The 25,146-nt window shown below is 72.8% G+C and carries 21 protein-coding genes; 5 read left to right on the top strand and 16 right to left on the bottom strand.

Annotation, left to right across the window (positions count from 1 at the left end; genetic code table 11):
• From ABFX54_RS05245 to ABFX54_RS05235, 3 genes are all read right to left on the bottom strand, one after another.
• Nucleotides 1-435 (bottom strand): DUF6300 family protein (locus tag ABFX54_RS05245; RefSeq protein WP_346101842.1); only part of this gene is annotated, 435 nt, incomplete at its 3' end.
• Nucleotides 432-3,977, bottom strand: a complete 3,546-nt coding sequence (dnaE, locus tag ABFX54_RS05240) for a DNA polymerase III subunit alpha (RefSeq protein ID WP_346101840.1) — start codon at nt 3,975-3,977, stop codon at nt 432-434. The genes dnaE and ABFX54_RS05245, both read right to left, overlap by 4 nt.
• A 182-nt stretch (nt 3,978-4,159) precedes the next feature.
• Entirely contained in the window at nt 4,160-5,530 is a 1,371-nt protein-coding gene (locus ABFX54_RS05235) for an MFS transporter (protein WP_346101838.1), read from the bottom strand.
• Nucleotides 5,531-5,642: 112 nt separating this feature from the next.
• On the opposite strand from ABFX54_RS05235, the gene ABFX54_RS05230 reads away from it, so the two are divergent.
• Both ABFX54_RS05230 and ABFX54_RS05225 read left to right on the top strand, forming a co-directional pair.
• Nucleotides 5,643-7,028 (top strand): bifunctional transcriptional activator/DNA repair enzyme AdaA, encoded by a 1,386-nt coding sequence (locus ABFX54_RS05230; protein WP_346101836.1) that lies wholly within the window; start codon nt 5,643-5,645, stop codon nt 7,026-7,028.
• 307 nt (nt 7,029-7,335) lie between these two features.
• Entirely contained in the window at nt 7,336-8,175 is an 840-nt protein-coding gene (locus ABFX54_RS05225; RefSeq protein ID WP_346101834.1) for a class I SAM-dependent methyltransferase, read from the top strand.
• A gap of 63 nt (nt 8,176-8,238) precedes the next feature.
• Here ABFX54_RS05225 and ABFX54_RS05220 read toward each other — a convergent pair whose 3' ends face one another.
• From ABFX54_RS05220 to ABFX54_RS05205, 4 genes are all read right to left on the bottom strand, one after another.
• Nucleotides 8,239-10,794, bottom strand: a complete 2,556-nt coding sequence (locus ABFX54_RS05220; protein ID WP_346101832.1) for a DUF7824 domain-containing protein — start codon at nt 10,792-10,794, stop codon at nt 8,239-8,241.
• Between the two features lie 98 nt (nt 10,795-10,892).
• Entirely contained in the window at nt 10,893-11,132 is a 240-nt protein-coding gene (locus ABFX54_RS05215) for an SIP domain-containing protein (RefSeq protein WP_346101830.1), read from the bottom strand.
• Nucleotides 11,133-11,172: 40 nt separating this feature from the next.
• Nucleotides 11,173-11,367, bottom strand: a complete 195-nt coding sequence (locus tag ABFX54_RS05210) for an MbtH family protein (RefSeq protein ID WP_346101828.1) — start codon at nt 11,365-11,367, stop codon at nt 11,173-11,175.
• Between the two features lie 125 nt (nt 11,368-11,492).
• Nucleotides 11,493-12,782 carry an NAD(P)/FAD-dependent oxidoreductase gene (locus ABFX54_RS05205; protein ID WP_346101826.1) on the bottom strand — a complete coding sequence of 430 codons (1,290 nt, stop codon included), beginning with the start codon at nt 12,780-12,782 and terminating at the stop codon, nt 11,493-11,495.
• Nucleotides 12,783-12,968: 186 nt separating this feature from the next.
• Between ABFX54_RS05205 and ABFX54_RS05200 the strand changes: the two genes are divergently transcribed.
• Both ABFX54_RS05200 and ABFX54_RS05195 read left to right on the top strand, forming a co-directional pair.
• Complete coding sequence (locus tag ABFX54_RS05200) at nt 12,969-13,895, top strand: RNA polymerase sigma-70 factor (RefSeq protein ID WP_346101824.1); 927 nt, start codon at nt 12,969-12,971, stop codon at nt 13,893-13,895.
• 64 nt (nt 13,896-13,959) lie between these two features.
• On the top strand, nt 13,960-15,156 hold the full coding sequence (locus ABFX54_RS05195; RefSeq protein WP_346101822.1) for a cytochrome P450: 1,197 nt from the start codon (nt 13,960-13,962) through the stop codon (nt 15,154-15,156).
• Between the two features lie 6 nt (nt 15,157-15,162).
• Here ABFX54_RS05195 and ABFX54_RS05190 read toward each other — a convergent pair whose 3' ends face one another.
• The 9 genes from ABFX54_RS05190 to ABFX54_RS05150 form a co-directional block, all read right to left on the bottom strand.
• Nucleotides 15,163-16,311 carry an NAD(P)/FAD-dependent oxidoreductase gene (locus ABFX54_RS05190; protein WP_346101820.1) on the bottom strand — a complete coding sequence of 383 codons (1,149 nt, stop codon included), beginning with the start codon at nt 16,309-16,311 and terminating at the stop codon, nt 15,163-15,165.
• On the bottom strand, nt 16,308-17,114 hold the full coding sequence (locus ABFX54_RS05185) for an ABC transporter permease (protein ID WP_346101818.1): 807 nt from the start codon (nt 17,112-17,114) through the stop codon (nt 16,308-16,310). The genes ABFX54_RS05190 and ABFX54_RS05185 overlap by 4 nt, the downstream gene beginning before the upstream one ends.
• Nucleotides 17,111-17,995, bottom strand: coding sequence for an ABC transporter permease (locus ABFX54_RS05180; RefSeq protein WP_346101816.1), 885 nt, complete (start codon nt 17,993-17,995; stop codon nt 17,111-17,113). Before ABFX54_RS05180 ends, ABFX54_RS05185 begins: the two co-directional genes overlap by 4 nt.
• The gene (locus tag ABFX54_RS05175; protein ID WP_346101814.1) at nt 17,959-19,053 is read right to left on the bottom strand and encodes an ABC transporter ATP-binding protein; all 1,095 of its coding nucleotides are present in this window, start codon (nt 19,051-19,053) and stop codon (nt 17,959-17,961) included. The genes ABFX54_RS05180 and ABFX54_RS05175 overlap by 37 nt, the downstream gene beginning before the upstream one ends.
• Nucleotides 19,050-20,099: an ABC transporter substrate-binding protein gene (locus ABFX54_RS05170; protein WP_346101812.1), complete on the bottom strand. Its 1,050-nt coding sequence runs from the start codon at nt 20,097-20,099 to the stop codon at nt 19,050-19,052. Before ABFX54_RS05170 ends, ABFX54_RS05175 begins: the two co-directional genes overlap by 4 nt.
• Nucleotides 20,096-21,211: an N-methyl-L-tryptophan oxidase gene (gene solA, locus ABFX54_RS05165; protein WP_346101810.1), complete on the bottom strand. Its 1,116-nt coding sequence runs from the start codon at nt 21,209-21,211 to the stop codon at nt 20,096-20,098. Before solA ends, ABFX54_RS05170 begins: the two co-directional genes overlap by 4 nt.
• Before the next feature lie 132 nt (nt 21,212-21,343).
• Nucleotides 21,344-22,081, bottom strand: coding sequence for a GntR family transcriptional regulator (locus tag ABFX54_RS05160; protein ID WP_346101808.1), 738 nt, complete (start codon nt 22,079-22,081; stop codon nt 21,344-21,346).
• An 86-nt stretch (nt 22,082-22,167) separates the two neighbouring features.
• Nucleotides 22,168-22,956 carry an ABC transporter permease gene (locus ABFX54_RS05155; RefSeq protein ID WP_346101806.1) on the bottom strand — a complete coding sequence of 263 codons (789 nt, stop codon included), beginning with the start codon at nt 22,954-22,956 and terminating at the stop codon, nt 22,168-22,170.
• Nucleotides 22,957-23,025: 69 nt separating this feature from the next.
• Nucleotides 23,026-24,045: an ABC transporter substrate-binding protein gene (locus tag ABFX54_RS05150; protein WP_346101804.1), complete on the bottom strand. Its 1,020-nt coding sequence runs from the start codon at nt 24,043-24,045 to the stop codon at nt 23,026-23,028.
• 164 nt (nt 24,046-24,209) lie between these two features.
• Here ABFX54_RS05150 and ABFX54_RS05145 point away from each other — a divergent pair, with 164 nt between their 5' ends.
• The gene (locus tag ABFX54_RS05145) at nt 24,210-24,968 is read left to right on the top strand and encodes an ABC transporter ATP-binding protein (RefSeq protein ID WP_346101802.1); all 759 of its coding nucleotides are present in this window, start codon (nt 24,210-24,212) and stop codon (nt 24,966-24,968) included.
• Nucleotides 24,969-25,146 lie beyond the last annotated feature (178 nt).

Here is a 25,146-nt window from a genome sequence, read left to right as displayed (position 1 = left end):
GTCGACCTCCGGCCACAGGGCCTCGCTGGACGGGGCCGCCGGGGGCGTGCCGCCGATCCAGCGGCGCAGCAGGCGGGCGATCTCCGGGACGTGTTCCGGCAGTGCGACAAGGTGGCGGGCGAAGTAGGCGACGATCGGGCCGCCCAAGGGGTCGCCGGCGTCGCAGCGGGCGCACAGCAGGACCTCGCTCGTCCCCCGGACCTGCCGTCCCGACGCGTTCGTCCAGGTGTGCGGACGGCGCAGCACGGCCAGGACCTCACCGGTGCGGCACCGAGGACACTCCCGGCCGGGCTCACCGTCGACGGCCACCTCGATATCACCGGTCACGATCGCCTCACCGCCGCCGGTCGTCCCGGTGCCGCCGGTCGCCTCGCCGTCACCCGGCATCCCGACCCCGCCGGGGAAACCGATGCCGGTAGCTCCCGAGCCGGTCATGCGGGGCCGATCGCGGTGGCGCCGAGCAGGGCCTTGATGTCGCCGTACAGGGCGGGGGCCGCGGTGACGCGGTAGGGCCGCAGGTCCAGCAGGACGCCCGGGCCGACGCGCCGGTGCAGCCGGACGTGGACGGGCGCCCGGCCGGGATGCGTGCTCAGGATGTGCCGCAGCTCCCGCACCAGCCGGGGGTTCAGCTGCGGCTCCTGGATGGAGATCACCACGGGCGGCTCGGCGCCGGCCTGGGTGACGTCGAGGACGGTGATCTCCTCGCCGTACAGGCTGACGGCCTCGTCACGTACGTTGATCCGCCCCCGTACCGACACCACCCGATCCTCGGCGAGCGTCTCCCCGTACAGGGCGTAGGTCTTGGGGAAGACCAGGCACTCCACGGCGGCGTCGTGGTCCTCGACGGTGACGATCGCCCACGGGCTGCCCTGCTTGGTGACCTTGCGCTGCAGGCCGGAGACGATGCCGCTGATCCGGGCCGCCCCGTCCGGGCGTCCCGAGGCGAGCAGGCCGGCGATGGTGGTGTCGCGGTGGCCCTCCAGGACGGGCTCGGCGCCGTCGAGCGGATGGCTGGAGACGTACAGGCCGAGCATCTCGCGTTCGAAGGCGAGCAGGGTCGCCTGGTCCCACTCCCCCTCCGGGATCGCGACGGTGAAGGCGCCGGCGCGGCCGGGTTCGCCGAACAGGGAGTCCTGGCCGTACGCGGCGTTGCGTTTGACGTCGGCGACGGCGTCCACGGCCTGCTCGTGCACCGCGACCAGGCCCTTGCGGTGGTGTCCGAGGCCGTCGAAGGCGCCCGCCTTGGCCAGCGACTCGATGACGCGCTTGTTGCAGACGACGGCGGGCACCTTGGCCAGGAAGTCGTCGAAGTCGGTGTACGGCCCCTCGGCCCGCCGGGCGGTGACGATCGCGTCCACGACGTTGGCCCCCACGTTGCGTACGGCACCCAGGCCGAAGCGGATGTCGGAGCCGGTGGCGGCGAAGTCGAGCAGGCTCTCGTTGACGTCCGGGGGCAGCACCTTGATGCCGAGCCGCCGGCAGTCGGCCAGGTAGACGGCCATCTTGTCCTTGTCGTCCCCGACGGAGGTGAGCAGCGCGGCCAGGTATTCGCTGGGATGGTTGGCCTTGAGGTAGGCGGTCCAGTAGGAGACGAGGCCGTAGCCGGCGGTGTGGGACTTGTTGAATCCGTACCCGCTGAAGGGCACGAGCACGTCCCAGACCGCCTTGATCGCCCCGGCGGAGAAGCCGCGGCCGCGCATGCCCGCCGCGAAGCGGTCCAGTTCGGCGTCCAGGACCTCTTTCTTCTTCTTGCCCATGGCCCGGCGCAGTATGTCGGCGGCGCCGAGCGAATAGCCGGCGAGCTGCTGGGCGATGGCCATGACCTGCTCCTGGAAGACGACCAGGTGGTAGGTGTCGCCCAGGATGGGTTCGAGTGCTTCTTCCAGTTCGGGGTGTATCGGCTCGACGGCCTGTTTGCCGGTCTTGCGCAGGGCGTAGTTGGTGTGGGCGTTCATCTCCATCGGGCCCGGCCGGTAGAGCGCGTTGACCGCCGCGATGTCGGTGAACGTCGTCGGCTGCATGAGCTTGAGCAGCACCCGCATGCCGCCGCTGTCGAGCTGGAACACCCCGAGGGTGTCGCCGCGGGCGAGCAGTTCGTACGTGGCGGGGTCGTCGAGCGGGACGTCGAGGATGTCGATGTCGATCCCCTTGTTCGCGCGCACGCCCGCGACGGCGTCCCCGATCACGGTGAGGTTGCGCAGGCCGAGGAAGTCCATCTTCAGCAGGCCCATCTCCTCGGCCTGGGTGAAGGGGAACCCGGTGACCACCGGGCCGTCGGCCTTCGGCCGGGCCAGGGGGATCACGTCCAGCAGCGGCTCGCTGGAAAGGATCACCCCCGCGGCGTGGACGCCGGTGCCGCGGGTCAGGCCCTCGATGCCGGCCGCGGTGTCGACGATCCGCCTGACGTCGTGGTCCCGCTCGTACAGCTGGCGCAGCTCGGCCGCCTCGCCGTGGCGGGGGTGGCGTTCGTCGTGGATGGCGGCCAGGGGGATCTCCTTGCCGCCGGCGGCCGCGGGGAACGCCTTGGTGATGCGGTCGCCCAGCGCGTACGGCAGGCCGAGCACGCGGCAGGAGTCCTTGATGGCGGCCTTGGCCTTGATCGTGCCGAAGGTGACGATCTGACAGACGCGGTCGTCGCCGTACCTGCGGGTGACGTACTCGATCATCTCGTCGCGACGGCGGTCGTCGAAATCGAGGTCGACGTCCGGCATCGACACGCGCTCGGGGTTGAGGAAACGTTCGAAGATGAGCTTGTGCCCGATCGGGTCGAGCTGGGTGATGCCCGTGCAGTACGCGACGATCGACCCCGTCGCCGAGCCGCGGCCCGGGCCCAGGCCGATGCCCTGCTCGCGGGCGTACCGGCAGATGTCGGCGACGACCAGGAAGTAGCCGGGGAAGCCCATCGCGTCGATCACCGACAGCTCGTAGTCGATGCGCTCCAGCACCTCGGGCGGCGGGTTCGCGCCGTAGCGGCGGCGGGCCCCCTCCAGGCTCTCCTTGCGCAGCCAGCTCGACTCGCTCTCCCCTTCCGGTACGGGGAAGCGCGGCGTCAGGTCGCGGTGGGCGAAGACCTCCCCGTACTCGCCGATCCGCTCCGCGACGAGCAGCGTGTTGTCGCAGGCGCCGGGAACCTCGGCGTCCCACTGCGCGCGCATCCGCTCGGCGGGCTTGACGTAGTAGCCGCTGCCGCTGAAGCGGAAGCGGCCGGGGTCGTCGAGCCGCTTTCCGGTGCCGACGCACAGCAGCACGTCGTGGGCGCGGGCCTGGTCCTCGGTGACGTAGTGGGAGTCGTTGGTGGCCAACGGCGGCAGGTTCAGCTCGCGGCCGAGGCGCAGCAGGTCCTCGCGGACGCGGCGTTCGATGGGCAGGCCGTGGTCCATGAGTTCGAGGTAGTAGGCGCCGACGCCGAAGATGTCGCGGTAGCGGGCGGCGGCGGCCCTGGCCTGGTCGTACTGGCCGAGGCGGAGCCGGGTCTGCACCTCGCCGGACGGGCAGCCGGTGGTGGCGATGACGCCCTGGCCGTGCTCGGCCAGCAGCTCATCATCCATGCGCGGATATTTCTGGACATGCCCCTCCAGCCAGGCGCGTGACTGCAGCCGGAACAGGTTGCGCAGCCCTCGCGCGTCGGCCGCCCACATGGTCATGTGCGTGTAGAGCCCGCGCCCGGACACGTCGCCGCCGGCGCCCGTCTCGTCGTCCGACCTGCGCAGGGTGAGGTCGTCGCTGAAGTAGACCGGACCCCGGTGGCGCCGCGAGGCGGGGGCGACGTACGCCTCCATGCCGATGACCGGCTTGACCCCCGCCTTTCCCGCCGCGTGGTAGAACTCGTACGCGCCGTGCACGTTGCCGTGATCGCTCATCGCCACGGCCGGCATCCCCAGCCGCGCCACCTCGTCCATCAGCGGACCCACCTTGGCGGCGCCGTCCAGCATGCTGTATTCGGTGTGCACGTGCAGGTGCACGAACGACCTCTCCACGACCACGCCCTCCGGTTGTCGGCTTCATCCCGCGAGCGAGTATTCGATCCCAAGCCGGAAGGGGTTGTCCAACAAACGACACGGCGTGAACTCACAACCATCGGTTGTGGAACGAGCCCGCGTACCGCCTCAGTGCCTCATGCCCGGCAGGGCCGCGGCGGGCACGGCCGCGCCTCAGCTCCTCAGCTCCTCATGGCCTGGCCTGATGGCCTCGTGCTCAGCAGGACGACGGCGGGCACGGCCGCGACGAGGGCCATGACGAGCGCGGCCGGGCCGAGCAGGCCCGCGGCCAGAAGCGGCGTGACGATCGCGGCGCCGATCGGCGGCGTCGCCTGCATGAGCGTCCTGAGGATCGCGAAGCCCCGGCCGCGCAGCGGCGCCGGGATGCGCGCCATGCGCAGCGACTGCGCCCAGACGGTCATGGGCGCGCTGAACATCCCGATGACGAGGAAGCCCGCGGCGACGGTGATCGTGAGCGGGGCGGTCAGCAGCGCCAGGAAGCCGGCGGCGGCGATGAGCTGGACCGCGGCGATGGCTCTGAGCGGGCGGGTTCGCGGCGTCCGGGCGCCGGCGACCGCCGCGCCGGCCAGCTCTCCCGCCGCCAGGGCGGCGAGCAGCAGGCCCAGGGCTTGGGGGCCGCCCTGGAGCTGGGTCTTGGCCAGCCAGGGGGCGGTGACGAGCAGCATGCCCACGGCGATGTTGAAGGCCATGAACGCGAGCGTGGTCGCGACCAGGACCCGGTCACGTAGCAGGGTCATGAGCGTGCCACGCGCCGGATCCGGCCGCGGTTCCGGCGCCTGGGAGCCCTGCGGGGAGAGGGAACGGCGGACGGCGAAGGGCCGGCCGGCGGAGAGCGGGCGGCGCACGACGAGAGGGCCGCGCACGACGAACCGCCGGCGCACGATGAGAGGGCGGCTGACGGAGAAGGGCCGGCGCACGACGAGGGGACGGCGCACCGCGAGGGCGGCGACGGCCAACAGCGCGTAGGTGAGCGCGTCGAAGGCCAGCACGGCCTCCCCGCCGAACCCCGCGATCAGGAGACCGCCCAGGGCGGGGCCGATCATCCCTGAGAGGCTGAAGCTCAGGCTCTCCAGCGCGTTGGCCGCGTCCCGGTCCCGTTCGGGGACGAGATCGGGGATCGCCGCGGGGAACCCGGCCAGGGGCACCATCCTGAACAGCCCGTACACCGCGGCGACGACGAACGGCATCGCCGACGGCACCTCACCCAGCAGCGACACGATCGGGATCGACGCCATCGCCCCGCCCCGGATCACGCTGTCGGCGGCCAGCACATGCCGCTTGTCGAACCGGTCCAGAATCGGCCCGGTCAGCAGCCCTCCCACGAACACCGGCAGCGTGTGACAGACGGTCAGCAGCCCGAGCCGCCGCACCCCGTCCGGCTGGGACAACACCAGCCAGGTCAGCGCGACGAACGTCATCCCGTCGCCCACGAGCGAGACGGACGAGCCCAGCCAGAGGACGCGGAAGTCACGCCGCGACAGCGCCCGCCGGTATCCGGCCAGGCGGCCCCCGGCGACATCGTTCACCATCATGCGGACAAAGCCTGGTTCCGGCCTCCCGCCGGCGCTGGCGGGCATCGGCCGCCGACGGTCGGCGTCCGATGCCCGCCAGTCGTGCTCCCGTCCCTGTGGCACGCTTGATGGGGTGATCGAGGACGAGGTCGCGTACGCGGCCATGCGGAGCCGTGACCCGCGGTTCGACGGATGGTTCTACGTCGCCGTCACCACGACCCGCGTCTATTGCCGCCCGAGCTGCCCGGCCGTCATGCCGAAGCCGGAGCATGTCCGGCTGTTCCCGACGGCGGCGGCGGCGCAGGTCAACGGGTTCCGGGCGTGCAAGAGGTGCCGTCCCGACGCGGCTCCCGGATCACCGGAGTGGAACACGCGGACGGACCTGATCGGCCGGGCCATGCGGCTGATCGCCGACGGGGTCGTCGACCGCGAAGGCGTCACCGGACTCGCCACCCGCCTCGGCTACAGCCCGCGCCAGGTGCACCGCCAGCTCGTCGCCGAGGTCGGCGCCGGACCCCAGGCCCTGGCCAGGACGCGGCGGGCGCAGACCGCGCGGATGTTGCTGGAGGCCGGCCCGCTGCCGATCAGCGACGTGGCCTTCGCGGCCGGGTTCGCCAGCATCCGGCAGTTCAACGACACCATCAGGCAGGTGTACGCGACGACGCCGACCCGGCTGCGCGGCTCCGGGAACGGCGCCCAGCCGCCGGGGGTCACCACGGTCCGGCTCGCCTACCGGCCGCCCATGGACGTGCCCGCGATGCTGGCCTGCCTGGGCGCGCGAGCCGTCCCCGGCATCGAGCACTACGACGGCGACGCCTACAGCAGGTCGCTGTCGCTGCCGCACGGCGCCGGCGTGATCACGTTGCGGCCCGGGCCCGGTCACGTGCTCTGCGCGCTGCGGCTGGAGGACCTCAGAGACCTCGCCGCCGCGGTGCAGCGCTGCCGGCGACTGCTCGACCTGGACGCGGACCAGCAGGCCATCGACGCCTTCCTCGGCGCGGACCCGGCGCTGGGGCCGCTGGTCGCGGCCCGCCCCGGTCTCCGGGTGCCGGGCTGCGCCGACCCCGGAGAGCTGGCGATCCGGGCCGTGCTCAGCCACCGGGCGCGAGCCGCGACGGTACGCGACCGGCTCGCCGGCCTGGTCAGCACGTACGGCAGATCGCTCGCGACCCCCTTCGGCGCGCTAACCCACCTGTTTCCCGACATGTCGGTCTTGGCGGAGGTCGCGTCCGCCGGCCGAACTGAGCGAGCGCTGGCCCGCGCGCTGGCCGCCGGCACCCTCGTGCTGGACGCCGGATGCGACCCCGGCCAGGCGCGCAAGCAACTGCGTGACCTTCCGGGGATGAGCCGGTGGGCGATCTCCCGCATCCGGATGAGGGCCCTCGGCGATCCCGACGTCCTCCTGCCCGGCCTGCCGGTACGGCGTGCTGTGCACCGACTGGCGGCCGATCCCGGCCGGTGGCGGCCCTGGTGCTCGTACGCCATGCGGCATCTGGCCCTCACGCCCCGCACGAACTGACACCTCCGGAGCCGGCTCGGCGACGCACCCGCGGCACACCCGCGACTTCCTCGGCACGGCCTCTCTACAGCCCGCGGTGCCCCCTCTCACCGCACAGGAGCGGACCGGCTCGTACCTGCGCGGGTACCGGAGCAGGCCGGCCCGCCCCGGAGCAGGTACCGGAGGGGCGACTCGTACCTGATCAGGTCTTTCTTCACCTGAGCGGGCCGGCTCCTCCGGCCCGTTCTCCGGGCCCCGGACCCGCCGCGCGGGCACGCGTCATCGCGCCGATTGACATAGTGGGCGCTTGCCCATTTATAGTGGGCGCATGACCACTTCCCCGCCGGACTCCGGCCGCACGTCCGCGCCCGGCCACGCCCATGTCGCGCACTCCCATCGGCAGCGGGAGATGGCCGAGTCGTTCGGGGTCGACGCCGAACGCTACGACCGCACCCGCCCCGCCTACCCGGACGCCCTGATCGACCGGATCATCACCACCAGCCCAGGGCGCAACGTCCTCGACGTCGGCTGCGGCACCGGCACCGCCATGCGCCAGTTCCTGTCGGCCGGCTGCGCCGTGCTGGGCGTCGAACCCGACCCGCGCATGGCCGCCTTCGCCCGCCGGGGCGGGCTCGACGTCGAGGAGGCGACGTTCGAGACGTGGGACTCCGACGGCCGGACCTTCGACGTCGTCGCCGCCGGAACGGCCTGGCACTGGATCGACCCGATCGCCGGCGTCACCCAGGCCGCGCGGGTCCTGCGCCCGGGTGGCCGGCTGGCGGCCTTCTGGCACGTCTACCAGCTGCCAGCCGAGGTGTTCGAGTCCTTCACCTCCGCCTTCCGGCAGGCCATGCCCGGCTCACCGGTCAACGGCCAGGCGCCCGGCCAGTCCCTCGACGCCTACCAGCCGCTGCTCACCAAGGCCGCGAACGGCATCCGCGAGGCCGGCGGCTTCGCGGAGCCCGAGCAGTGGCGGCACGACTGGGAGCGGACCTACACCCGGGACGAGTGGCTCGACCAGCTCCCCACCTCGGGCACCCTCACCCGGCTCCCGCGCGAGGAACTGGAGCCGATCCTGGATGCCGTCGGCGCCGCCATCGACGCCATCGGCGGCCGCTTCACCCTGCCGTACGCCACGATGACCGTCACCGCGACCCGTTTCCCCTGAGCGATCTCCCTTGTCGCGGTCCGACGTTTGCTTTTTCTCCTGGATTGCAGACGGCGACGGCCTTTACGTTGTAGATTTCTGCGGTAACGCGCCGGCGACCCCGATCAGCCGCCGCGCCTCCAGCACCAGCCTGGAGGACCCCTTGCGGGCCGCGACCGCCGCCACCTCCGGCAGCTCCGCCCGGGCCCCCGCGATCCGGGCGGCCCGTGCCCCCGCCGCCAGCAGGTCCGCCGCCCCGGCTCGCGGGCGCTCCCCCTCCTTCGGCAGCAGGCCGGGCAGCACGTGGGTGATCACCGCCCACACCGCCTCGTGCGCCCCGGCCTGGGTGGCGTCGTCGAGGACCGACACCACCCGGTTGAGGCGGATGAACTCCTGTGTGACCAGGTCCGTCACCGCCTTCCCCAGCTCCCGCGCCGGCACCTCGCCGCGCGCGGCCAGGGTGAGGAAGGCGTCGGTGGCGGCGACTCGTTCGCCGGTCTTCTCGTGGCTCATGCCGCAGGCCAGGGCGTAAGCCGTCGCGAGGCCGAGCGGGCCGTCGCCGTGCGCGAGGACGGCGAGCGCCCGGGTCTGGCCGTCGCTGGACTCCATGGACGACGGCAGGTAGCCGGTCAGGTGTGCCGCGGCGAGCTCCCGGTGGGCGGGCAGGGCGAGCGGCCACCAGGTGAGGGTGTAGCTGTGGCCCGACCGCATCTCGAACACGGCGCGGATCTCCTCGGGCAGCCCGTCGGGGGTCTCGGGCTCCGCCTGGAGCAGGTGCCAGCCCGTCTGGTGGTAGCGGCCCCATCGCCGTACGGACACGCTCACCGGCGGATCGGCCAGCCCGCCGCCCCGCATCCACGCCGCGCACTCGCGGCCCGCCGCCGATGTCAGGCGGCCCGCCCGCTCCACCTCCGGCTCCGTGAACGTGCGCGGCAGCCGGAGCAGGGCCTGGGCCAGGTCGGCCGGCAGGGCGCGCACGCCCTCGGCCTCCAGCACCTCCAGCCGGTCGAGCAGGGTGGCCGGGTCGAGGTGGCCGGTGCCCGAAGTGGGCGTGGCCAGCAGGACCGGGTAGCCGGTGCCCTCCTCGAACAGCGTCACCAGCTCCATCGCGCGGCGCAGGTAGAGGCGCTCGAGCGGGCCGGGGGACGCCGGACGCCGCCGCATCCCCGACGCGGCCAGGGTCAGGCTCCTGCTGTGTTCGGGGGCGGCGAAGGCGAGAAAGGTGCGGTTGACGGCCGCGATCAGGTTTTCGTGGATCTCGCTGCCGTAGTGGCCGTACGCGACCGGGTGCAGCGGATGCCACCAGGGTCGCAGCGCCTCGCGCAGCTCGTCCGGCGCGCGGTGCGACCACTGGGCCAGGCCCGCCAGCAGGCGTTCGAAGGTGTGGACGCCCTGGGCCCAGCGCAGGGCGGTGAGGGTCTGGACGAGTTCGCCGGGTGAGGCGATGGGCGGGGGCATCGACGGCGCGGAGGGGAGGATGAGCGGGAGCGCGGCGGGCGCCTGGGCCGCGGCGATGCCGCCCCCGAACGCCGCCGAGACCCGTTCGCGCAGCTCGTCGGGCAGCTCGGCGGCGGCCTCGCGCACCGCTTCGCGCGCCTCCTGCGTCGCCCCCGGCGCGAGCTTGACGGCCAGCCGTACGGCGCGGTCCTGCAGAGCGAGGGTGTCCTGGGCGAAGATCAGCACCAGCGCCTCCAGCACCGTTCCGGTCCGGCCGGCGTCACGCAGCACCGCGTCACCCGCCCACGACATGGCCGCCCGCAGCACCTTCTTCTCCGGCCGGAACGCCAGCGCCCGCATCGCCTCGGCGAACAGCTCCTCCTCCTCCCGCCCCGCCTCCTCCAGCCGCCGCAGCTGGGCGAGCGCCAGGTCGGCCACCGCGACCGGCCCCGCGGGCAGCAGCCGGGCGTAGTCATCGGCCCGCGCGTACGCCTCGTCGATGTCGGGGTCGAGCCGATCGTGCAGGCCCGCCAGCGCCACGAGGGCGCCGGGGCTGTCGCGCAGCACCCGCCCCACGACCGCGTCGAGGACGGCCACGCGGTCCAGCCGGCCGTCGTCGACGAGCCGCACGACCGTCTCGACGACCTGCCACAGGTCGGCCTCCGCCAGCGCGTCGATCTCGAAGATCCGCCCGGCGTAGGCGGCGAACAGCGGATCGTCCGCGACCGGCGCCGAGCACAGCTCGCGCAGCCAGCCGGCCATGAACGCGTCGTCGCCGGGCGGCTCGACACCCGTCTCACGCACCAGCCGCGCCGCCAGCCCCCAGCGCAGCAACTCAGGCACCCGCAGCCGCGCGCACATCCGCCGGGCCAGGTCGGCCCGCCAGGCCACCGGCCGGTCGCCGAGCAGGCCGAGCACCCGCTCGGCGGCCTCCCCCTCGCGCCACCACCGGAACTCGCGCCTGAACAGCCACGACGTCACCGCCGCCGGACCGCCCAGGCACACCACGCCGGCCAGCACGAGCGGCGTCAGCTGCCGGTCCCACGACTCCCATCCCGCGGCGCGGGACTCGCCGGTGACGTAGGCGGGCAACTCGGCCGCGACCGCCTTCCGGCCGGCCGCGTCCAGCTCGGTGACGGTCCTGATCGTGCCCGTCACGTCGCCCGCGCGTACCAGCTTGCGCACGTCCACCCACGCGTCCACGCCTGCACCTCCTGATGGAGGCGCCTCCCGCCTCCGTACTGTACGGGGACGGCCGGACGCGGCGTGATCACGGCCACGCGCCGACCATGATCGGGACACTAGCGAGCGGGGACGACAATTTCGGGGTCGGTCACGACGGGTCTCCGCCCGCCCCTGGCGGGGTCACGGCCGGTCCCTGCCGCGTTCCGACCGCCGGTGACGGCGCGCCGAGCCCAGGGGTCAGTGGTGGCGCCAGTAGCCGCCGAGGGGATCTCGGCCGGCGCGTGCCCGCGGGTGTCGGCGGGCAGGCGGGCCAGGATGCCGGGGAGCGCGGGCAGTCCGCTCTCGTCGGCCGCCATGAGATCCTCTTTCGCGAACGGGCGCCTTTACGTTGTAGATTCACCGGCGGAGGCTGCGGGGGCGCAGGTCGGACCAGTTGCCGGCCACGTACGCGAGACAGGCCGCCCGCGCGTCGGGCCCGAAGCGGACCTCCCAGCCGTCGGGCACGGCCGCGAAGGAGGGCCAGATGGAGTGCTGGTCCTCGTGGTTGACCAGGACCAGGAACTCGCCGTCCGGGTCGTCGAAGGGATTCATGGGCTCCGCTCCTCAGTTAGGCAAGCCTTGCCTAATTTGATCGGAAAGTCCCGATCTGTCAAGGAGGAACCGGACCTTGAGGGGTGCGACACCCGCTGGGGGTGCCGGACGCTGAGGCACGGGGTCTACGTCAAGCCCGGTCCGGCCCCGGGTCCGTTCACGGGCGCCGAGCCCGAGCGGTACGACGGCTGAGCGACGCCGGTGAACTCGGCGGCCAGGCGGTGCCTGCGCCTGGGCAGGGCGTAGGTGGGGTGCCGGGTGGCCCACAGCGCCATCGTCAGGACGCCCGCCTTGAGGTGCGCGCTCACGCGGCCGCCGTTGTGGTGCGGTTTCGCCCGTCCCTCGGCGTCGAACGTCTGCAGGATCCCGTCCCGCCGCCCGAGGCTGACGAGGTTGTACGTGTGAGTCAGTTCGGTGGCCGCGACGGTGCGCCCGGTCAGGCGGCCCACGATCGCCTCGATGGCCTGCCGCCCGGTGTGGCCGGCCGACGCGCAGGACATCGGCAGCGGCCGGCCGTTGTCGCCGATGGCGTGGACGCTGTCACCGATGGCGTACACGTTCGGGTGCGAGACCGACCGCATGGTGCCATCGACGACGATCCGGCCGTTCCCGGTGACCTCCAGCCCGGCGACGGCGGCGATGGGGGTGACGGCGAACCCGGCCGCCCACACGGTCGCGCCGGACGCCAGGGCGGTGCCGTCGGCGCACAGCACTCGCGCCGCCTCGACGGCCGCGACACTGGTGTGCTCCAGAACGGTGACGCCCAGCCGGTCGCAGGCCCGGCGCAGGTGGGCGCGGGCTCCGATGGACAGCCGCGCGCCCAGCTCGCCGCGGGCGATGAGCGTCACCGACAGGCCGGGCCGCGATTCGGCGATCTCGGTGGCGGTCTCGATGCCGGTCGGCCCGTCGCCGACGACCACCACGTTCCCGCCCTCTCCCGGCATGTCCAGCCTGTCCAGGCGTTCGCGCAGGCGGAGCGCCGAGGGCCGGCCGGTGACGTCGAAGGCGTGCCCGGCCACGCCGGGGACGCCGTGGTCGGCGACATGGCTGCCGAGCGCGTAGACAAGCGTGTCGTAGCCGAGCTCGGCGTGGCCGTCGCCGTCAGTGGCGGTCGCAGCGACGGTCCCGGCCAGGGCGTCAGCGTCGGCCACGGCGACGACCTGGCGCCCGGGGTCGACGGCGGTGACGCGGCCCAGGCGCAGCCGGATCCCCGTGCCCGCGAAGACGTCGGCGAGCTCGGGCGCCTCGACCTCCTGCCCGGCCGCGACCTGGGGCAGCCGCATGCGCTGGACGAAGTGCGGCACAGCGTTGACGACGGTGATCTCGGTGTCCTCCGGGGACAGCCGGCGGGCCAGGTTCCCGGCCACGTAGACCCCGGCGTAACCGGCGCCGAGGACGACGATGCGGTGCTTCATGTGCGGCTCCTGTCGGTTCTGCCGCGCTCATCGTGAACGCGACGTCCTGACCATGCGGCGACCGCGAGCCGCGCTCTGTGACAGTGCGGCGATGTGACGCGTGTCACCGAGCACGGGTGTCACACGACGGCGGGCTCCGACGCCTTGTGCACAGAGCAGCGACGGGTGGACAGGCGGGAGCCAGGCATGAACGAGCGCGGCGACGCGACAAAGGGCACGGCAGGCGGCCGGACGGACCCGGCGACCGAGGCGTTCCTCGCCCACCGCAACCTGCTGTTCACCGTCGCCTACGAGATGCTCGGTTCAGCGGCCGACGCCGAGGACGCCTTGCAGGAGACCTGGTTGCGCTGGGTCAAGGTCGACCTCGCGCAGGTGCGGGACCAGCGCGCCTACCTGGTGCGGATCGCCACCCGGCGCGCGCTCGACCGGCTGCGCGCCATCCGGCGCCGCAAGGAGGACTACGTCGGCCCCTGGCTGCCCGAGCCGCTGCTCACCACACCGGACGTGGCCGAGGACGTGGAGCTCGCCGAGAGCGTGTCGATGGCGCTCATGCTCGTACTCGAAACGCTCTCTCCCACGGAACGCGCCGTCTTCGTCCTGCGCGAGGTCTTCGGCATCAGTCACGAGGAGATCGCCGCCGCCGTCGGCAAGAGCTCGGCGGCCGTCCGGCAGATCGCGCACCGCGCCCGCCGGCATGTCGAGTCCCGCCACCCGCGCGAGGTGGTCTCCCCGGGTCAGACCCGGGTGGTGCTGGAGTCGTTCCAGCGCGCGCTGGAGACCAGGGATCTGCAGGGCCTGCTCGACGTGCTCGCCCCGCACGTCGTGCTGCTGAGCGACGGCGGCGGCGTCAAGCAGGCCGCGCCGCAGCCGGTCACCGGCGCCGGCAGGGTGGCCCGCATGATCGTCAGCGGCCTCGGCAAGGCCCGCGTCGCGCTCACCAGCGAAGCCGCCGTGGTCAACGGCAACCCTGCGCTCCTGCTCCGCCTGGACGGCGAGATCGACGGCGTGATCGCCGTCCAGGTCGAGGACGCCCGCATCACCGGCCTCTACTACGTCCGCAACCCGCACAAACTGACCCGCATCGCGTCCGAGACCCCGCTCACCCTGCGCTGAACCCCGGCGACGAGCCGGGGCCGCCACGAACACGAAACGAAGATCCACTACTGGGAGGTCCTTCATGACGAATCTCAAGCTGCCGGTCGAGCGTGGCTGCCCGTTCGCCACGCCCCCCGCCTACGAGCGGCTGCGCGAGCAGGCGCCGATCAGCAAGGTCCGCCTGACCTCCGGTGGTGAGGCGTGGTGGGTGTCCGGGCACGAGGAGGGCCGCGCCGTCCTCGCCGACCCCCGTTTCTCCTCCGACAAGCGCAAGGACGGTTTCCCGCTCTACTCCCTCGATCCGGCGACCCTGCGGCAGCTCCGCGAGCAGCCGCCGTTGCTGCTCGGCATGGACGGCGCGGAGCACGCCGCGGCGCGCCGGCCGGTGATCGGCGAGTTCACCGTACGGCGGCTGGCCGCGCTGCGCCCGCGGATCCAGAGCATCACCGACCGCTTCGTCGACGGCCTGCTCGCCGGCGAGCGACCGGCCGACCTGGTACGGGCGCTGTCCCTGCCGGTGCCCTCCCTGGTGATCTGCGAGCTGCTCGGCGTCCCGTACGCCGACCACGACTTCTTCCAGAGCCGCGCCGCCATGATGGTGAGCAGGACCTCGCTCGAAGACCGGCAGCGCGCGTTCGCCGAACTACGCGCCTACCTGGACGACCTGGTCACCCGCAAGGAGTCGGCGCCCGGCGACGACCTGCTCGGCCGGCAGATCGCCCGGCAGCGGCAGGAGGGCGCCGTCGACCACGGGAGCCTGGTGAGCCTGGCCTTCCTGCTGCTGACCGCCGGGCACGAGACCACGGCGAACATGATCTCGCTCGGTGTGGTCGGGCTGCTCTCCCGTCCGGAACAACTGGCCGTGATCATGGACGACCCGGCCAGGACTCCCATGGCCGTGGAGGAGCTGCTGCGTTACTTCGCCGTCGCCGACGGGGTCACCACCCGGGTGGCCACCGAGGACGTGCGGATCGGCGGGGTGAGCATCAGGGCCGGCGAGGGCGTCGTCGTCTCGACCCTGTCGGCCAACTGGGACCCCGCCGTGTTCACGGAACCGGGCGAACTGGACGTCGAACGCGGGGCCCGCCACCACCTCGCCTTCGGCTTCGGCCCGCACCAGTGCCTCGGCCAGAACCTGGCCAGGATGGAACTGGAGATCGTCTTCGGCACCCTGTTCCGCCGCATCCCCGGCCTGCGGCTCGCCGTCCCGGCCGAGGAGCTGCCGTACAAGGCCGAGGCCGTCGTCTACGGCGTGCACAAGCTCCCGGTCACCTGGTGAGCGCCGTCACTGCTGGCCGGGGCGGCGGGCCGGAGCGGGGGCCGGGCCGGCCGTGCCGTCGGCGAAGCGGGACGGACGGAACGGCGCCAGCAGCGCCGACTCCTGCCCGAGCACCTCCCCCGCGACCTCCTCCATCAGCAGCGGCGCCAGCGTGACCCCGCTGTGCGTGGCCACCGTGTAGACCCGCCGGCCCGCGTCGGCGAAGCCGGCCACGGTGAGCCCGTCGCCGGGCATGGCCCGCCGGCCCACCACAGCCCGCTCGGCCGTGGCGCCCTCCGTGCCGCGCAGGACGCCGGGCAGCAGCGTCAGGATCTCGCTGATCACCTCGCCTGGCACGGGCGCGTCCGGGCGGGCCAGGCCGTCCAGGGGCAGCGACTGCAGCAGCAGCCGCCCGCCGCCGTCGGGGCGCAGGTTGAGCGCGGCGGTGGTGAGGACGCGCGACAGCCGGGCGGGCAGCGCGGCGGTGGTGACGAGGAAGCCGTTGGTGACCGTGCCGGACACGGCCGGGTCCAGCATCGGGACGGTGACCCCGGCCAGCGCGGCGACCCGCTCGGTCCAGCGGCCGGCGCAGGTGACGACCACGTCGCCGGCGAACGTGCGCCCGTCGCCGATCGTCACCTTCGCGCCCGAGGCGGACGCGTCGATCGCGGTCACCTCGGCGCCGCACTCGACCGTGGCGCCGCCGTCGCGGGCCTCGCCGAGCAGGCGGCCCAGCAGGCGCAGCGGGTGGACGTACGCCTCGCCGGGGAAGAACACGTACTCGGTGCCGGACGGAAGGGGCACCAGGTCCGGCTCCAGGGCCAGGGCGCGCCGGGCGGTCACCCGCTCCACCGGGTAGCCCATGGTGATCAGCCGGCCGACCCGGGCTTCGAGCTGTTCCTTGTGCTCGTCGGCGACCGCGCATTCGAGATTGCCGGTGGGGAAGAACCAGTCGCCGGGCAACTGGTGGTGGGCCCAGACGGCGGCGTGGTTGAGGTCGAAGTACTCCTTCGGCGTCTTGTTGTTGGCGTTGACCCACGCGACCGAGGTGGACGACGTGCCGGCCCCCGGGGTCCGCGCCTCCAGCACCGTGACCCGCGCGCCGCGCCGGGTCAGCCCGGCCGCGACCGCGGCTCCGAGCACCCCCGCGCCGATGACGACGACTCGCACGCTCATTCCTTTCCCTTGTGCTCCTCGTCGGCGCCGAAGAGTTTGGCGACGCCGACGAATCGTTCGATGACGACGACCGCGACCAGCGCGAACAGCACCATCAGGGTGCCGATGGCGGTGACGGTGGGGTCGTAGTCGTACTGCATGTAGTTGAAGATGCGCACCGGCAGCGTCTGCAGGTCGGTGGTGACCACGAACAGCGCCACCGTCAGGTCGTCGAAGGAGGTGATGAAGGCGAAGAACGCCCCTCCGATCAGCGCCCCGCGCACGGCCGGCAGGGTGACGTGCCAGAACACCAGGAACGGCGGCGCCCCCAGCCCGGCCGCGGCTTTCTCCGCCGCGCGGTCCAGCCCGGCCAGCCCGGCCAGGACCAGCCGCACCGCGTACGGGACGGTCAGCACCAGGTGGGCCAGCAGCAGCGTGAACGGGCTGGAGGCCAGCCCCACCTGCGCGAACCACTGCAGCAGCCCGATGCCGAGCACGATCGTGGGCACCGCGAACGCGCCGGACAGCACCGTCTCCAGCGCCGCCCGGCCGGGGAAGCGGTAGCGGTGGATGGCCAGCCCGCCGGCCAGCCCCACCACGGCCGAGATCGCCGCCGCGGCCAGCGCCACGCCCGCGCTGAGCGCGAACGACGACAGGAACTCGGGCTTGCCCAGCACTTCGGCGTACCAGCGCAGCGTGATGCCCTGCGGCGGGAAGGTCACGTAGGAGGTCGTGGTCAGCGACGAGGCCACGGTGACCGCGACGGGCGCGATGAGGAACGCCACCACCAGCGCGGCGAACAGACCGCCGAACACCCGGGTCATCCGAACACCGCCTCCCCCTTGCCTCGCCGCAGCAGCCGCGAGTAGCCGAGCAGCAGCCCGGTCGTGACGACCACCAGCACGAAGCCGATCGCGGCCGCGTACGGCCAGTCGAGGGTGGTCGTGGCCTGGGTGTAGACGAAGTACGGCATGAGCTTCACCTTGGGGCCGCCGAGGATGGCCGGGGTGACGAAGCTGGAGGCCGTCAGGCTGAACACGATCATCGCCCCGGCCAGCATGCCGGGCGCCGACAGCGGCAGCGTGATCCGCCAGAAGCAGGTCCAGCCGGGCGCGCCGAGCCCCTTGGCGGCCGGTACGAGCGTCGGGTCGATCCGGTCGAGGCTGCCCATGAGCGGCAGCACCATGTACGCCAGCATCACGTGGACCATGCCGATGAGCACGGCGGTGTCGTTGTAGAGGAGCTGCGGCGGCGTGAGCCCGAACCACTTGATCGCCGAGGCCACGGGTCCGTTGGGCCCGAGCACCACGAGCCATCCGTACGCGCGGATGACCATGCTGATCAGCAGCGGCGACAGCAGGAGCAGCGCCAGCCAGTTACGCACCCTGGGCGAGCGCCCGCGCAGGTAGAGCGCGAACGGGTAGCCGACGAGCAGGCAGCCGAGCGTGGTGAGGCCGGCGACCTTCAGCGTGTTCCCCAGGACGTCCCGGTAGAACGGGTCGCCGAGGAAACGCGCGTAGTTGCCGAGCGTGAACGCCCCGGTCTGCGTCCTGAAGCTGTTGGCCACCAGCGTGAACAGCGGCGCCACGAACAGCAGCGCGAAGATCGCGAGGGCGGGCAGCGCGAGCAGCAGTCCCGTGCGCCGGCTCGGGCGGGCCGCCCCGGCGGTCACCGGGCCGCCAGCGACGCGTCCGACGGCCGCCATGAGCAGGTCACCTCCTCACCCGGCTCGGGCACGCGGGCGTCGAACGGCAGCGCCGCCGTCACCTCTCCGGCCGGGGTGGACACGACGCAGCGGATGCGTGAGCCGAGGAACCGGGTGTCGCGCACGGTCCCGCGCAGCCCCTCCCCCTCGTCGCCGACGCGGATGACCTCCGGCCGCACGTACACGCGCACGGCGGCGCCCTCGGCCGGGGCCCGCCCCACGGGGGTGGCGGTCACCTTCCTGCCCGCGACCACGCAGGTCCCGCCGCCGGCGGCGGTGCCGTCGAGGGCGTTGACCTCGCCGATGAACTGGGCCACGAAGTCCGTGGCCGGGCGCAGGTAGACCTCCTGGGGCCGGTCGAGCTGGTGGATGACGCCGTCGGCCATGACCGCGATCCGGTCGGAGACCGCCAGCGCCTCCTCCTGGTCGTGGGTGACGAGGATGGTGGTGGTGCCGATCCTGCGTTGCAGCGATGAGACCTCGTCGCGCAGGCGTACCCGCAGCTGGGCGTCGAGGTTGGAGAACGGCTCGTCGAGCAGGAGCAGGTCGGGCTGGATGACCAGGGCCCTGGCCAGCGCGGCGCGCTGCTGCTGGCCGCCGGACAGCCGGCGCGGATGCCGTTCGGCCATGCCGTCCAGGCCGACCAGCTCCAGCACCTCGGCGACCTGTTTCCGGCGCCGGGCGGCGGCGACCTTGCGCATGCGCAGGCCGAACGCCACGTTGTCGGCGACCGTCATGTGCGGGAAGAGGGCGTAGGACTGGAAGACCATGCCCATGGAGCGGCGGTGCGGCGCGATCGCGGTGATGTCGCGGCCGTCCACCTCGATCAGGCCGCCGTCGGCGGTCAGGTGACCGGCGATCATGTTCAGGGTGGTCGTCTTTCCGCAGCCGGACGGGCCGAGCAGGGTGAGGAACTCGCCCGGCTCGGTCTCCAGGTCCACGGCCGAGACGACCTCCTTGCCGCCCAGGACCTTGCGCACGCCGTCCAGGCGCAGCCGCCCGCGCGGGGCGTCCGTCCCTGGCGGCGTCTTCGCGCTCGTCAAGGGGGTGCTTGTCACTGTTCGACCTCCTTCGTCCATCGGTCGGTCCAGGCGGCGCGATTCTCGTTGATCACGGCCCAGTCGAGCTTGCGCAGCTCGGCGGCCCGGTCCTGGCCGACCACCTTCGCCGCCAGGGCGGGGTCGAGCTGGACGCCCTTGACGGTGGGGCCGTTGAAGTTGGACTCGGCCATGGTCTTCTGGGCCGCCGGGTCGAGCAGCGTGTTGACGAACTTCTGGGCCAGGTCGGGGTGGGGCGCCTTGTTCACCACGTTCACGGTGGCGATCAGCGGCAGCGCGCCCTCCTCCGGGTAGACGAATTCGACCGGGAAGCCCTTCTTGGCCAGCATCTGCACCCGCGAGTTGCCCCAGACGCTGGCCACGGCCTGGCCTTGGAGGAAGTAGTTGGAGACGTCGGCGGTGGTGTCGAAGGTGACCGCGTTGGCCGCGACCTTCTTGATGCCGGCGAAGCCGGGGCCGACCTCGCGCTCGGATCCGCCGCCGACCTTGGCCGCCATGAGCAGGGCGCCCAGTCCGTACGTCTGCGTGATGGACGGCATCACGAGCTTGCCCTTCAGCCCGGCGTGCGCCAGGTCGGACAGCCGTTTGGGGGCGGGCAGGCCGTTCTTGGCGTAGTAGTCGGTGTTGTAGGCGATGCCGGTGGCGTTCAGGGAGAAGCCGACGCCGACGTCACCGGGCAGGCGGGCCAGGTCGATGACGTTCGCCAGGTTCGTGACGGTCTTGGGGTCGAGCTTGGCCAGCAGGCCCGCCTGCACGGCCTGGTTCTGCACGCCGTCGTCGATGAGGGCGACGTCGATCTGCGGGGCGGCCTGCTGGGCCTTGAGCTTGGCGACGGTGTCGGTGGAGCTGCCGGAGATGTAGGTGACGCGGCAGGAGCAGGACTTCTCGAAGCCGGGGATGACGGACTGCTTGAACGCCTCCTCGTACGAGCCGCCGTATCCGGCGACGATCAGCGTGCCGGGGGCGGCGGACGGGTTGGGCGCGGCGCAGGCGGACAGGGCGAGGGTGGCGAGCATGAGGCCGGCGATCGGCGTCACGGGTTTCATGGCGACCTCCGTAGGGGGCGGTCCGGGGCTAGGTGGCCGATGCCGCGCGCGGTCGCGCCGCTCTCGACCAGGTCGGCGACGATGTCGCCGAAGACGGGGGCGAGCTTGAAGCCGTGCCCGCTGAAGGCGGCGGCGACGACGGTGCGGCCCCGCCGGCCGAGCAGGCCGTGGCCGTCGGGGGTGAAGGCGTCGGCGTACGTGGCCACGCGCACCGGGTCGGGCCGCAGGCCGGGCAGCGTGGCGGCGACCGCCCGCGCGACCTGCCTGACGTACGCGGCGGGGACGCTGCGGGCCAGCGATTCGGGCGAGCCGATCTCCCGCCACGGCACGTGCAGGTTGACCTTGACGCCGGCGCCGTCCACGGAGGGGAAGCAGGAGTAGGCGGGCTCCCCGACGCGGATCGCGATCGGGCACCGGCCGGGGTCGAAGAGGCTCTCGTCACGGCGCGGGAACCAGGTCGAGGTGATCGCCTTGGCCACGATCGGCTCGTGCGGGAGCAGCGTGCGCGCCCACGGGCCGGGGGCCACGACGGCGTGGGTGAAGCGCCGCTCTCCTTCCGCGGTGACGACGGTGACGCCCGCCGCGTCCTCGCGTACCTGCGTGACGGGGGTGTAGCGGGCGATGCGGGCGCCGGCCCGCTCGGCCGCCGCGGCGGCGGCCACCACGGCGGGCTCGGGGCGCAGGTGACCGGCTTCGGGGTCGGCGACCATGACCTCGCCGTCGCGCAGCGGGTGCTCGGGCACGCGGTCGCGGGCATCTTGGCCGGTCAGGACCTCGACGGGCAGGTCGAAGGCGCGGGCGGAATCCAGCACGGCGCGGATCGAGGGGTGCTCGCGCGGGCCGACGGTGACGCCGCCGGCGGGGGTGAGCAGGCGGCGTCCGCTGCGGCGTTCCAGCTCCTCCCACAGGTCGCGGGCCTGGCGCAGCAGCGGCACGTACGCGGACCCCTCCTTGTAGGCGGTGCGGAAGATCCGTGACTCGCCGCCGGCCGCGCCGCGGTCGTGGCCGGGCGCGTAGGCGTCGAATCCGACGGCGGGGATGCCGCGCTCGGACAGCCGCCACAGGGCCATGGAGCCCACGGCGCCGACTCCGACGACGGCGACAGAGATCATGGATCCGCTCCTTCCCGGGCATGGCGGGGGTCGGGGGCATGGCTGAGGACCGTGGCACCGGGAGCCTGGCGGGGAATGCCACGGGCCCGGCGCACGGAAAATGGGCCGATCGGCTGGGGAGGAAAAGGGGGTTCAGCTGTGGTGGTCGGAGGAGCCGCTCAGGTCGGTCTCGACGTAGAAGCGCTCGGAGCCGGCCGGGATGACGATCTCGACCAGCTCGGCGATCTCGCCGCGGCGGGTCCAGGTCTCGCGGGTCCAGAGGAAGACGGGCGCGCCCGCCGGCAGGGCGAACAGCTCCGCCTGGGGCCCGGTGAGGGCGTGCGGCTCCACGTAGAGCCTGGCCCGCACCAGCTCGACCCCGCGATCGCGCAGGTAGGCGTGGGTGGTCAACGGTTCTAACGGCTGGTCGAGCAGGTCGGGGGCCAGCCGGAACGGCAGGACGTGCAGTTCGATGTTGGCCGCGGTGCCGTCGGGCCGCAGCTTGTGCCGTTCCATCTGGACGACCGCCTCATCGGCGGCCACGCCCGGCAGCCGCAGCCGCGCCGCCTGGGCGGGCAGCACCTGCGCGGAGACGACCCGGTGGTCGCCCGGCATCTCCGGGCCCTGGATCAGCAGGCCGGTGTAACGCAGCAGGTTGTGCCGGCCGACGGCCTGGGCCACGAAGCTGCCGCGCTTGCGGAAGCGCACGATGAGCCCGGCGTCGGCGAGGTCGCGCAGGGCCCGTTGCACGGTGATGCGCGAGACCCCGAACTCCTCGCAGAGCTCGACCTCGGTGGGGATCCGGGTGCCCGGCCCCCATTGTCCGTCACGGATGCGTGCCTCAAGCGCCTTGCGGATCCGCACATGGAGCAAGGGGTCACGTTCTGACATGCCAAAATACTCGTTGTAGCTTTTAGTTATGTCAATAGGTGTTTAGCTATAACTTATCGGCGTACGTCGAGGTGAGCGCCGCCCGGTCAGCGCGCCGCGGACGTCTCCCTGACCCACGGCAGCAGCAGCCGCTCGGCCAGCACCAGCGCGTAGAACAGCGCCAGGCTCATGACGCCCAGCAGCGCGATGGCGGCGAACGCGAGCGCCGTGTCCGCGCTGCCGCCCGCCTGGACGATGACGAAGCCGAGCCCCGCGTCGCCCGCGCTGAACTCGCCGATCACCGCGCCGACCGAGGCCAGCGGCATGGCCACCTTCAGCCCGACGAAGATCTGCGGCAGCGCCGCGGGCAGGCGGATCCGCACGAACGTCTGCCCGCGCGGCGTGTCCAGCGACCTGGCCAGCTCCACCAGCTCGGGCGGCGTGGACGTCAGCCCCGAGGCCACCGACAGCACGACGGGGAAGAAGCACACCAGCAGCGCCATGACCACCTTGGGCTGCTGCCCGAAGCCCATCCACACCACCAGCAGCGGCGCCAGCGCCACCTTGGGCACGGCGTTGAAGGCGACCAGCAGCGGCGCGAACATCAGCTCCGCCACCCGCCAGGCCGCGATCAGCAGCCCGATGGCCAGCCCGCAGATGACCGAGAGCGCGAAGCCGAGCACGGTCTCCGTCAGGGTGATCGCGGCCTGTTCCAGCAGGTAGCCGGGCAGGCGCAGGAAGGCGGTGACCACGGCGGCGGGCGAGGGCAGGACGATCTCCGGGATCGCGAACGCGGCGGCCGTCAGCGCCCATCCGCCGATCGCGACCGCCACGCCCAGCGCGGACCAGCCCGCCGCCGTCACCGCGTCCCTGCGCCGCCTGTCCTCCTCCGCCATCACCCGGCCTCCGCCATCACCCGGCCTCCGGCATCGCCGCGTGCGGGCGCCACCCGCCGTCCTCCACGCTCAGCCCTGGGGAACCAGGTCGAACGACACCACCGACTCCGGCGCCACCTCGCCCGTGAAGGCTCCGGCCTCGCGCAGGACTCTGATCGCGCGTTCGACGCGTTCGCGGCTCATCGCCCCCATCGGCGCGCCGCCGTCCGGGCGCACATAAGGGGCGATCAGGGTCAGCTCGGCGGCCGCGGCCTCCGCGTTCTGCGCCGGCTGGTGCGCGAGCAGGATCTGGGCCGCCTCCTTGGGGTTGTCCACCGCGTACGCGAGCCCCTTGAACAGGGCCCCGGTGAACCGCCTGACCAGGTCGGGGTTCTGCGCCGCGAGGGTGGCGGAGGTGCTCAGGGCCGAGCCGTACATGTCGGTGATGACGTCGCCGAACGGCAGGACCTTGACCTCCTTGCCCCGGGCGGCGTTGCGCACGGTGGGCTGGCCGACCACGTACTGGCCGATCGCGTCCACCTTGCCCGAGGCCAGGTTGGCGGCCAGCTGCGCGGGCTGCAGGCTGACCCATTTGACCTTGGTCCTGTCCACTCCGGTGAGCTTGGCGTAGGTGGGGAACATCATGGCGATCACCGACGTGGCCGTGTCGCCGACGGTCTTGCCCTCCAGGTCCTTGGGCTCGCTGATGCCACTGTCGCCGAGCGCCATGAGCGCCGCCAGCGTGCGCTGGTGGACGGCGGCGACCGCGACCGTCCCGGTCGGCTTGCCGGCCCCGGCGGTGAGCAGCATCGCCGTGAAGTCGATGGGTGAGAAGTGGGCCCGGCCGCCGGCGAGCGCGGCCATGTTCTCGCCGCTGCCCGTGCCCGGCTGCACTCTGACCTCGATGCCGGCCTCGCGGAAGTAGCCCTTGTCCATGGCGACGTAGACGTACGCCTCACGGCCGAAGGTGCCGAAACCGGTCACGTAGGTGACCCGGTCGGCCGCGGGCCCGGCGGATGGCGGCACCTCGCCTCCCGAGCCGCAGCCGGCGGGGAGGGAGAGCGTCGCGACGATGGCGGTGATCATGATGGCACGCGGCAGTCGCCTCATGACACCGATCATGACGGCCTGACGGCTCCGGTCAATATCGCGGGGGGATTCCGTCAGGTGAAAGCGGTAATCGTCGTTTACGATCGAGATCGATCCGGCTTGATCGATGCGCGAGATCTGTCCGTGCGCGAGATCTGCCCGGCTCGGGCCGAGGAGGTCGCCAGGTGATCCGGCTGAGCAAGGTGTCCCAGGTGTTCGGCGGGCGCCGGGGTGCGGTGGAGGCGCTGCGCGAGGTCGATCTCGACGTGGCCGCCGGGGAGTTCGTGGCGGTCGTCGGCCGGTCAGGCTGCGGCAAGTCCACGCTGCTGCGGCTGATCGCGGGCCTGCTGACGGCCAGCTCGGGCGAGGTGCTGGTGGACGGCGGCCCGGTGGTCAGGCCACGCCGTGACGTGGCCATCATGTTCCAGCGTCCCGCGCTGCTGCCGTGGCGTTCCGTGCTCGGCAACGTGCTGCTGCCGGTCGAGGTGTTCGGATGGCGCGGCGATGAGCACCGGCGGCGGGCGGGCGAACTGCTGGAGATGGTGGGCCTGGAGGCGTTCCACCGGCGGCTGCCGCACGAGCTGTCGGGCGGGATGCAGCAGCGGGTGGCACTGTGCCGGGCGCTCATCCAGCGGCCGCGCGTGCTGCTGATGGACGAGCCGTTCTCCGCCCTCGACGCGCTGACCAGGGAGGAGCTGTCGATCGAGCTGCAGCAGATCCACATGGAGCACGCGGCCACGGTCGTCCTGGTGACGCACTCGATCGAGGAGGCGGTGCTGCTCGCCGACCGGGTCGTGGTGCTCACGCCGCGTCCGGGGCGCGTCCACACGGTCGTGGAGGTGAACGTGCCCCGGCCGCGCACGCTGGGCCGGGGCGCGCACGCCGAGGAGCTGGCCCGCTGCTCGGCCGAGTTGCACGAGGTGCTCGGCGCCCGGCGGGCCTGACTCCTCGGGAATGCGGTTGCCCGGCGGGCGTTCTTGCCCGAATGATGTGGGTGTGGTGCGGCTGGCATTCGGGGTGGTGACGGGACGCGATCAGCGCGTCTGGGACGCGCGGGGGCGGCCGGTGACGGCGCGCGGCGCGGGGAGCGTTTCTGAGAGCGGCACGAGTGAAGACGCGGAG

Source organism: Nonomuraea maheshkhaliensis (genome assembly GCF_039529435.1).
GTDB lineage: Bacteria > Actinomycetota > Actinomycetes > Streptosporangiales > Streptosporangiaceae > Nonomuraea > Nonomuraea maheshkhaliensis.
This window is presented reverse-complemented; position numbering and strand designations above follow the sequence as displayed.

Bases quoted from the DNA above. Each gene is read 5' to 3' on its own strand.
- ABFX54_RS05215 (WP_346101830.1), bottom strand. From the start codon at position 11,132: ATGGCGGCCGACGAGAGCGGACTGCCCGCGCTCCCCGGCATCCTGGCC.
- ABFX54_RS05185 (WP_346101818.1), bottom strand. From the start codon at position 17,114: ATGACCCGGGTGTTCGGCGGTCTGTTCGCCGCGCTGGTGGTGGCGTTC.
- ABFX54_RS05195 (WP_346101822.1), top strand. From the start codon at position 13,960: ATGACGAATCTCAAGCTGCCGGTCGAGCGTGGCTGCCCGTTCGCCACG.
- ABFX54_RS05200 (WP_346101824.1), top strand. From the start codon at position 12,969: ATGAACGAGCGCGGCGACGCGACAAAGGGCACGGCAGGCGGCCGGACG.
- ABFX54_RS05170 (WP_346101812.1), bottom strand. From the start codon at position 20,099: ATGAAACCCGTGACGCCGATCGCCGGCCTCATGCTCGCCACCCTCGCC.
- ABFX54_RS05225 (WP_346101834.1), top strand. From the start codon at position 7,336: ATGACCACTTCCCCGCCGGACTCCGGCCGCACGTCCGCGCCCGGCCAC.
- ABFX54_RS05190 (WP_346101820.1), bottom strand. From the start codon at position 16,311: ATGAGCGTGCGAGTCGTCGTCATCGGCGCGGGGGTGCTCGGAGCCGCG.
- ABFX54_RS05150 (WP_346101804.1), bottom strand. From the start codon at position 24,045: ATGAGGCGACTGCCGCGTGCCATCATGATCACCGCCATCGTCGCGACG.
- ABFX54_RS05235 (WP_346101838.1), bottom strand. From the start codon at position 5,530: ATGATGGTGAACGATGTCGCCGGGGGCCGCCTGGCCGGATACCGGCGG.
- ABFX54_RS05155 (WP_346101806.1), bottom strand. From the start codon at position 22,956: ATGGCGGAGGAGGACAGGCGGCGCAGGGACGCGGTGACGGCGGCGGGC.
- ABFX54_RS05210 (WP_346101828.1), bottom strand. From the start codon at position 11,367: ATGAATCCCTTCGACGACCCGGACGGCGAGTTCCTGGTCCTGGTCAAC.
- solA (WP_346101810.1), bottom strand. From the start codon at position 21,211: ATGATCTCTGTCGCCGTCGTCGGAGTCGGCGCCGTGGGCTCCATGGCC.
- ABFX54_RS05205 (WP_346101826.1), bottom strand. From the start codon at position 12,782: ATGAAGCACCGCATCGTCGTCCTCGGCGCCGGTTACGCCGGGGTCTAC.
- ABFX54_RS05160 (WP_346101808.1), bottom strand. From the start codon at position 22,081: ATGTCAGAACGTGACCCCTTGCTCCATGTGCGGATCCGCAAGGCGCTT.
- ABFX54_RS05180 (WP_346101816.1), bottom strand. From the start codon at position 17,995: ATGGCGGCCGTCGGACGCGTCGCTGGCGGCCCGGTGACCGCCGGGGCG.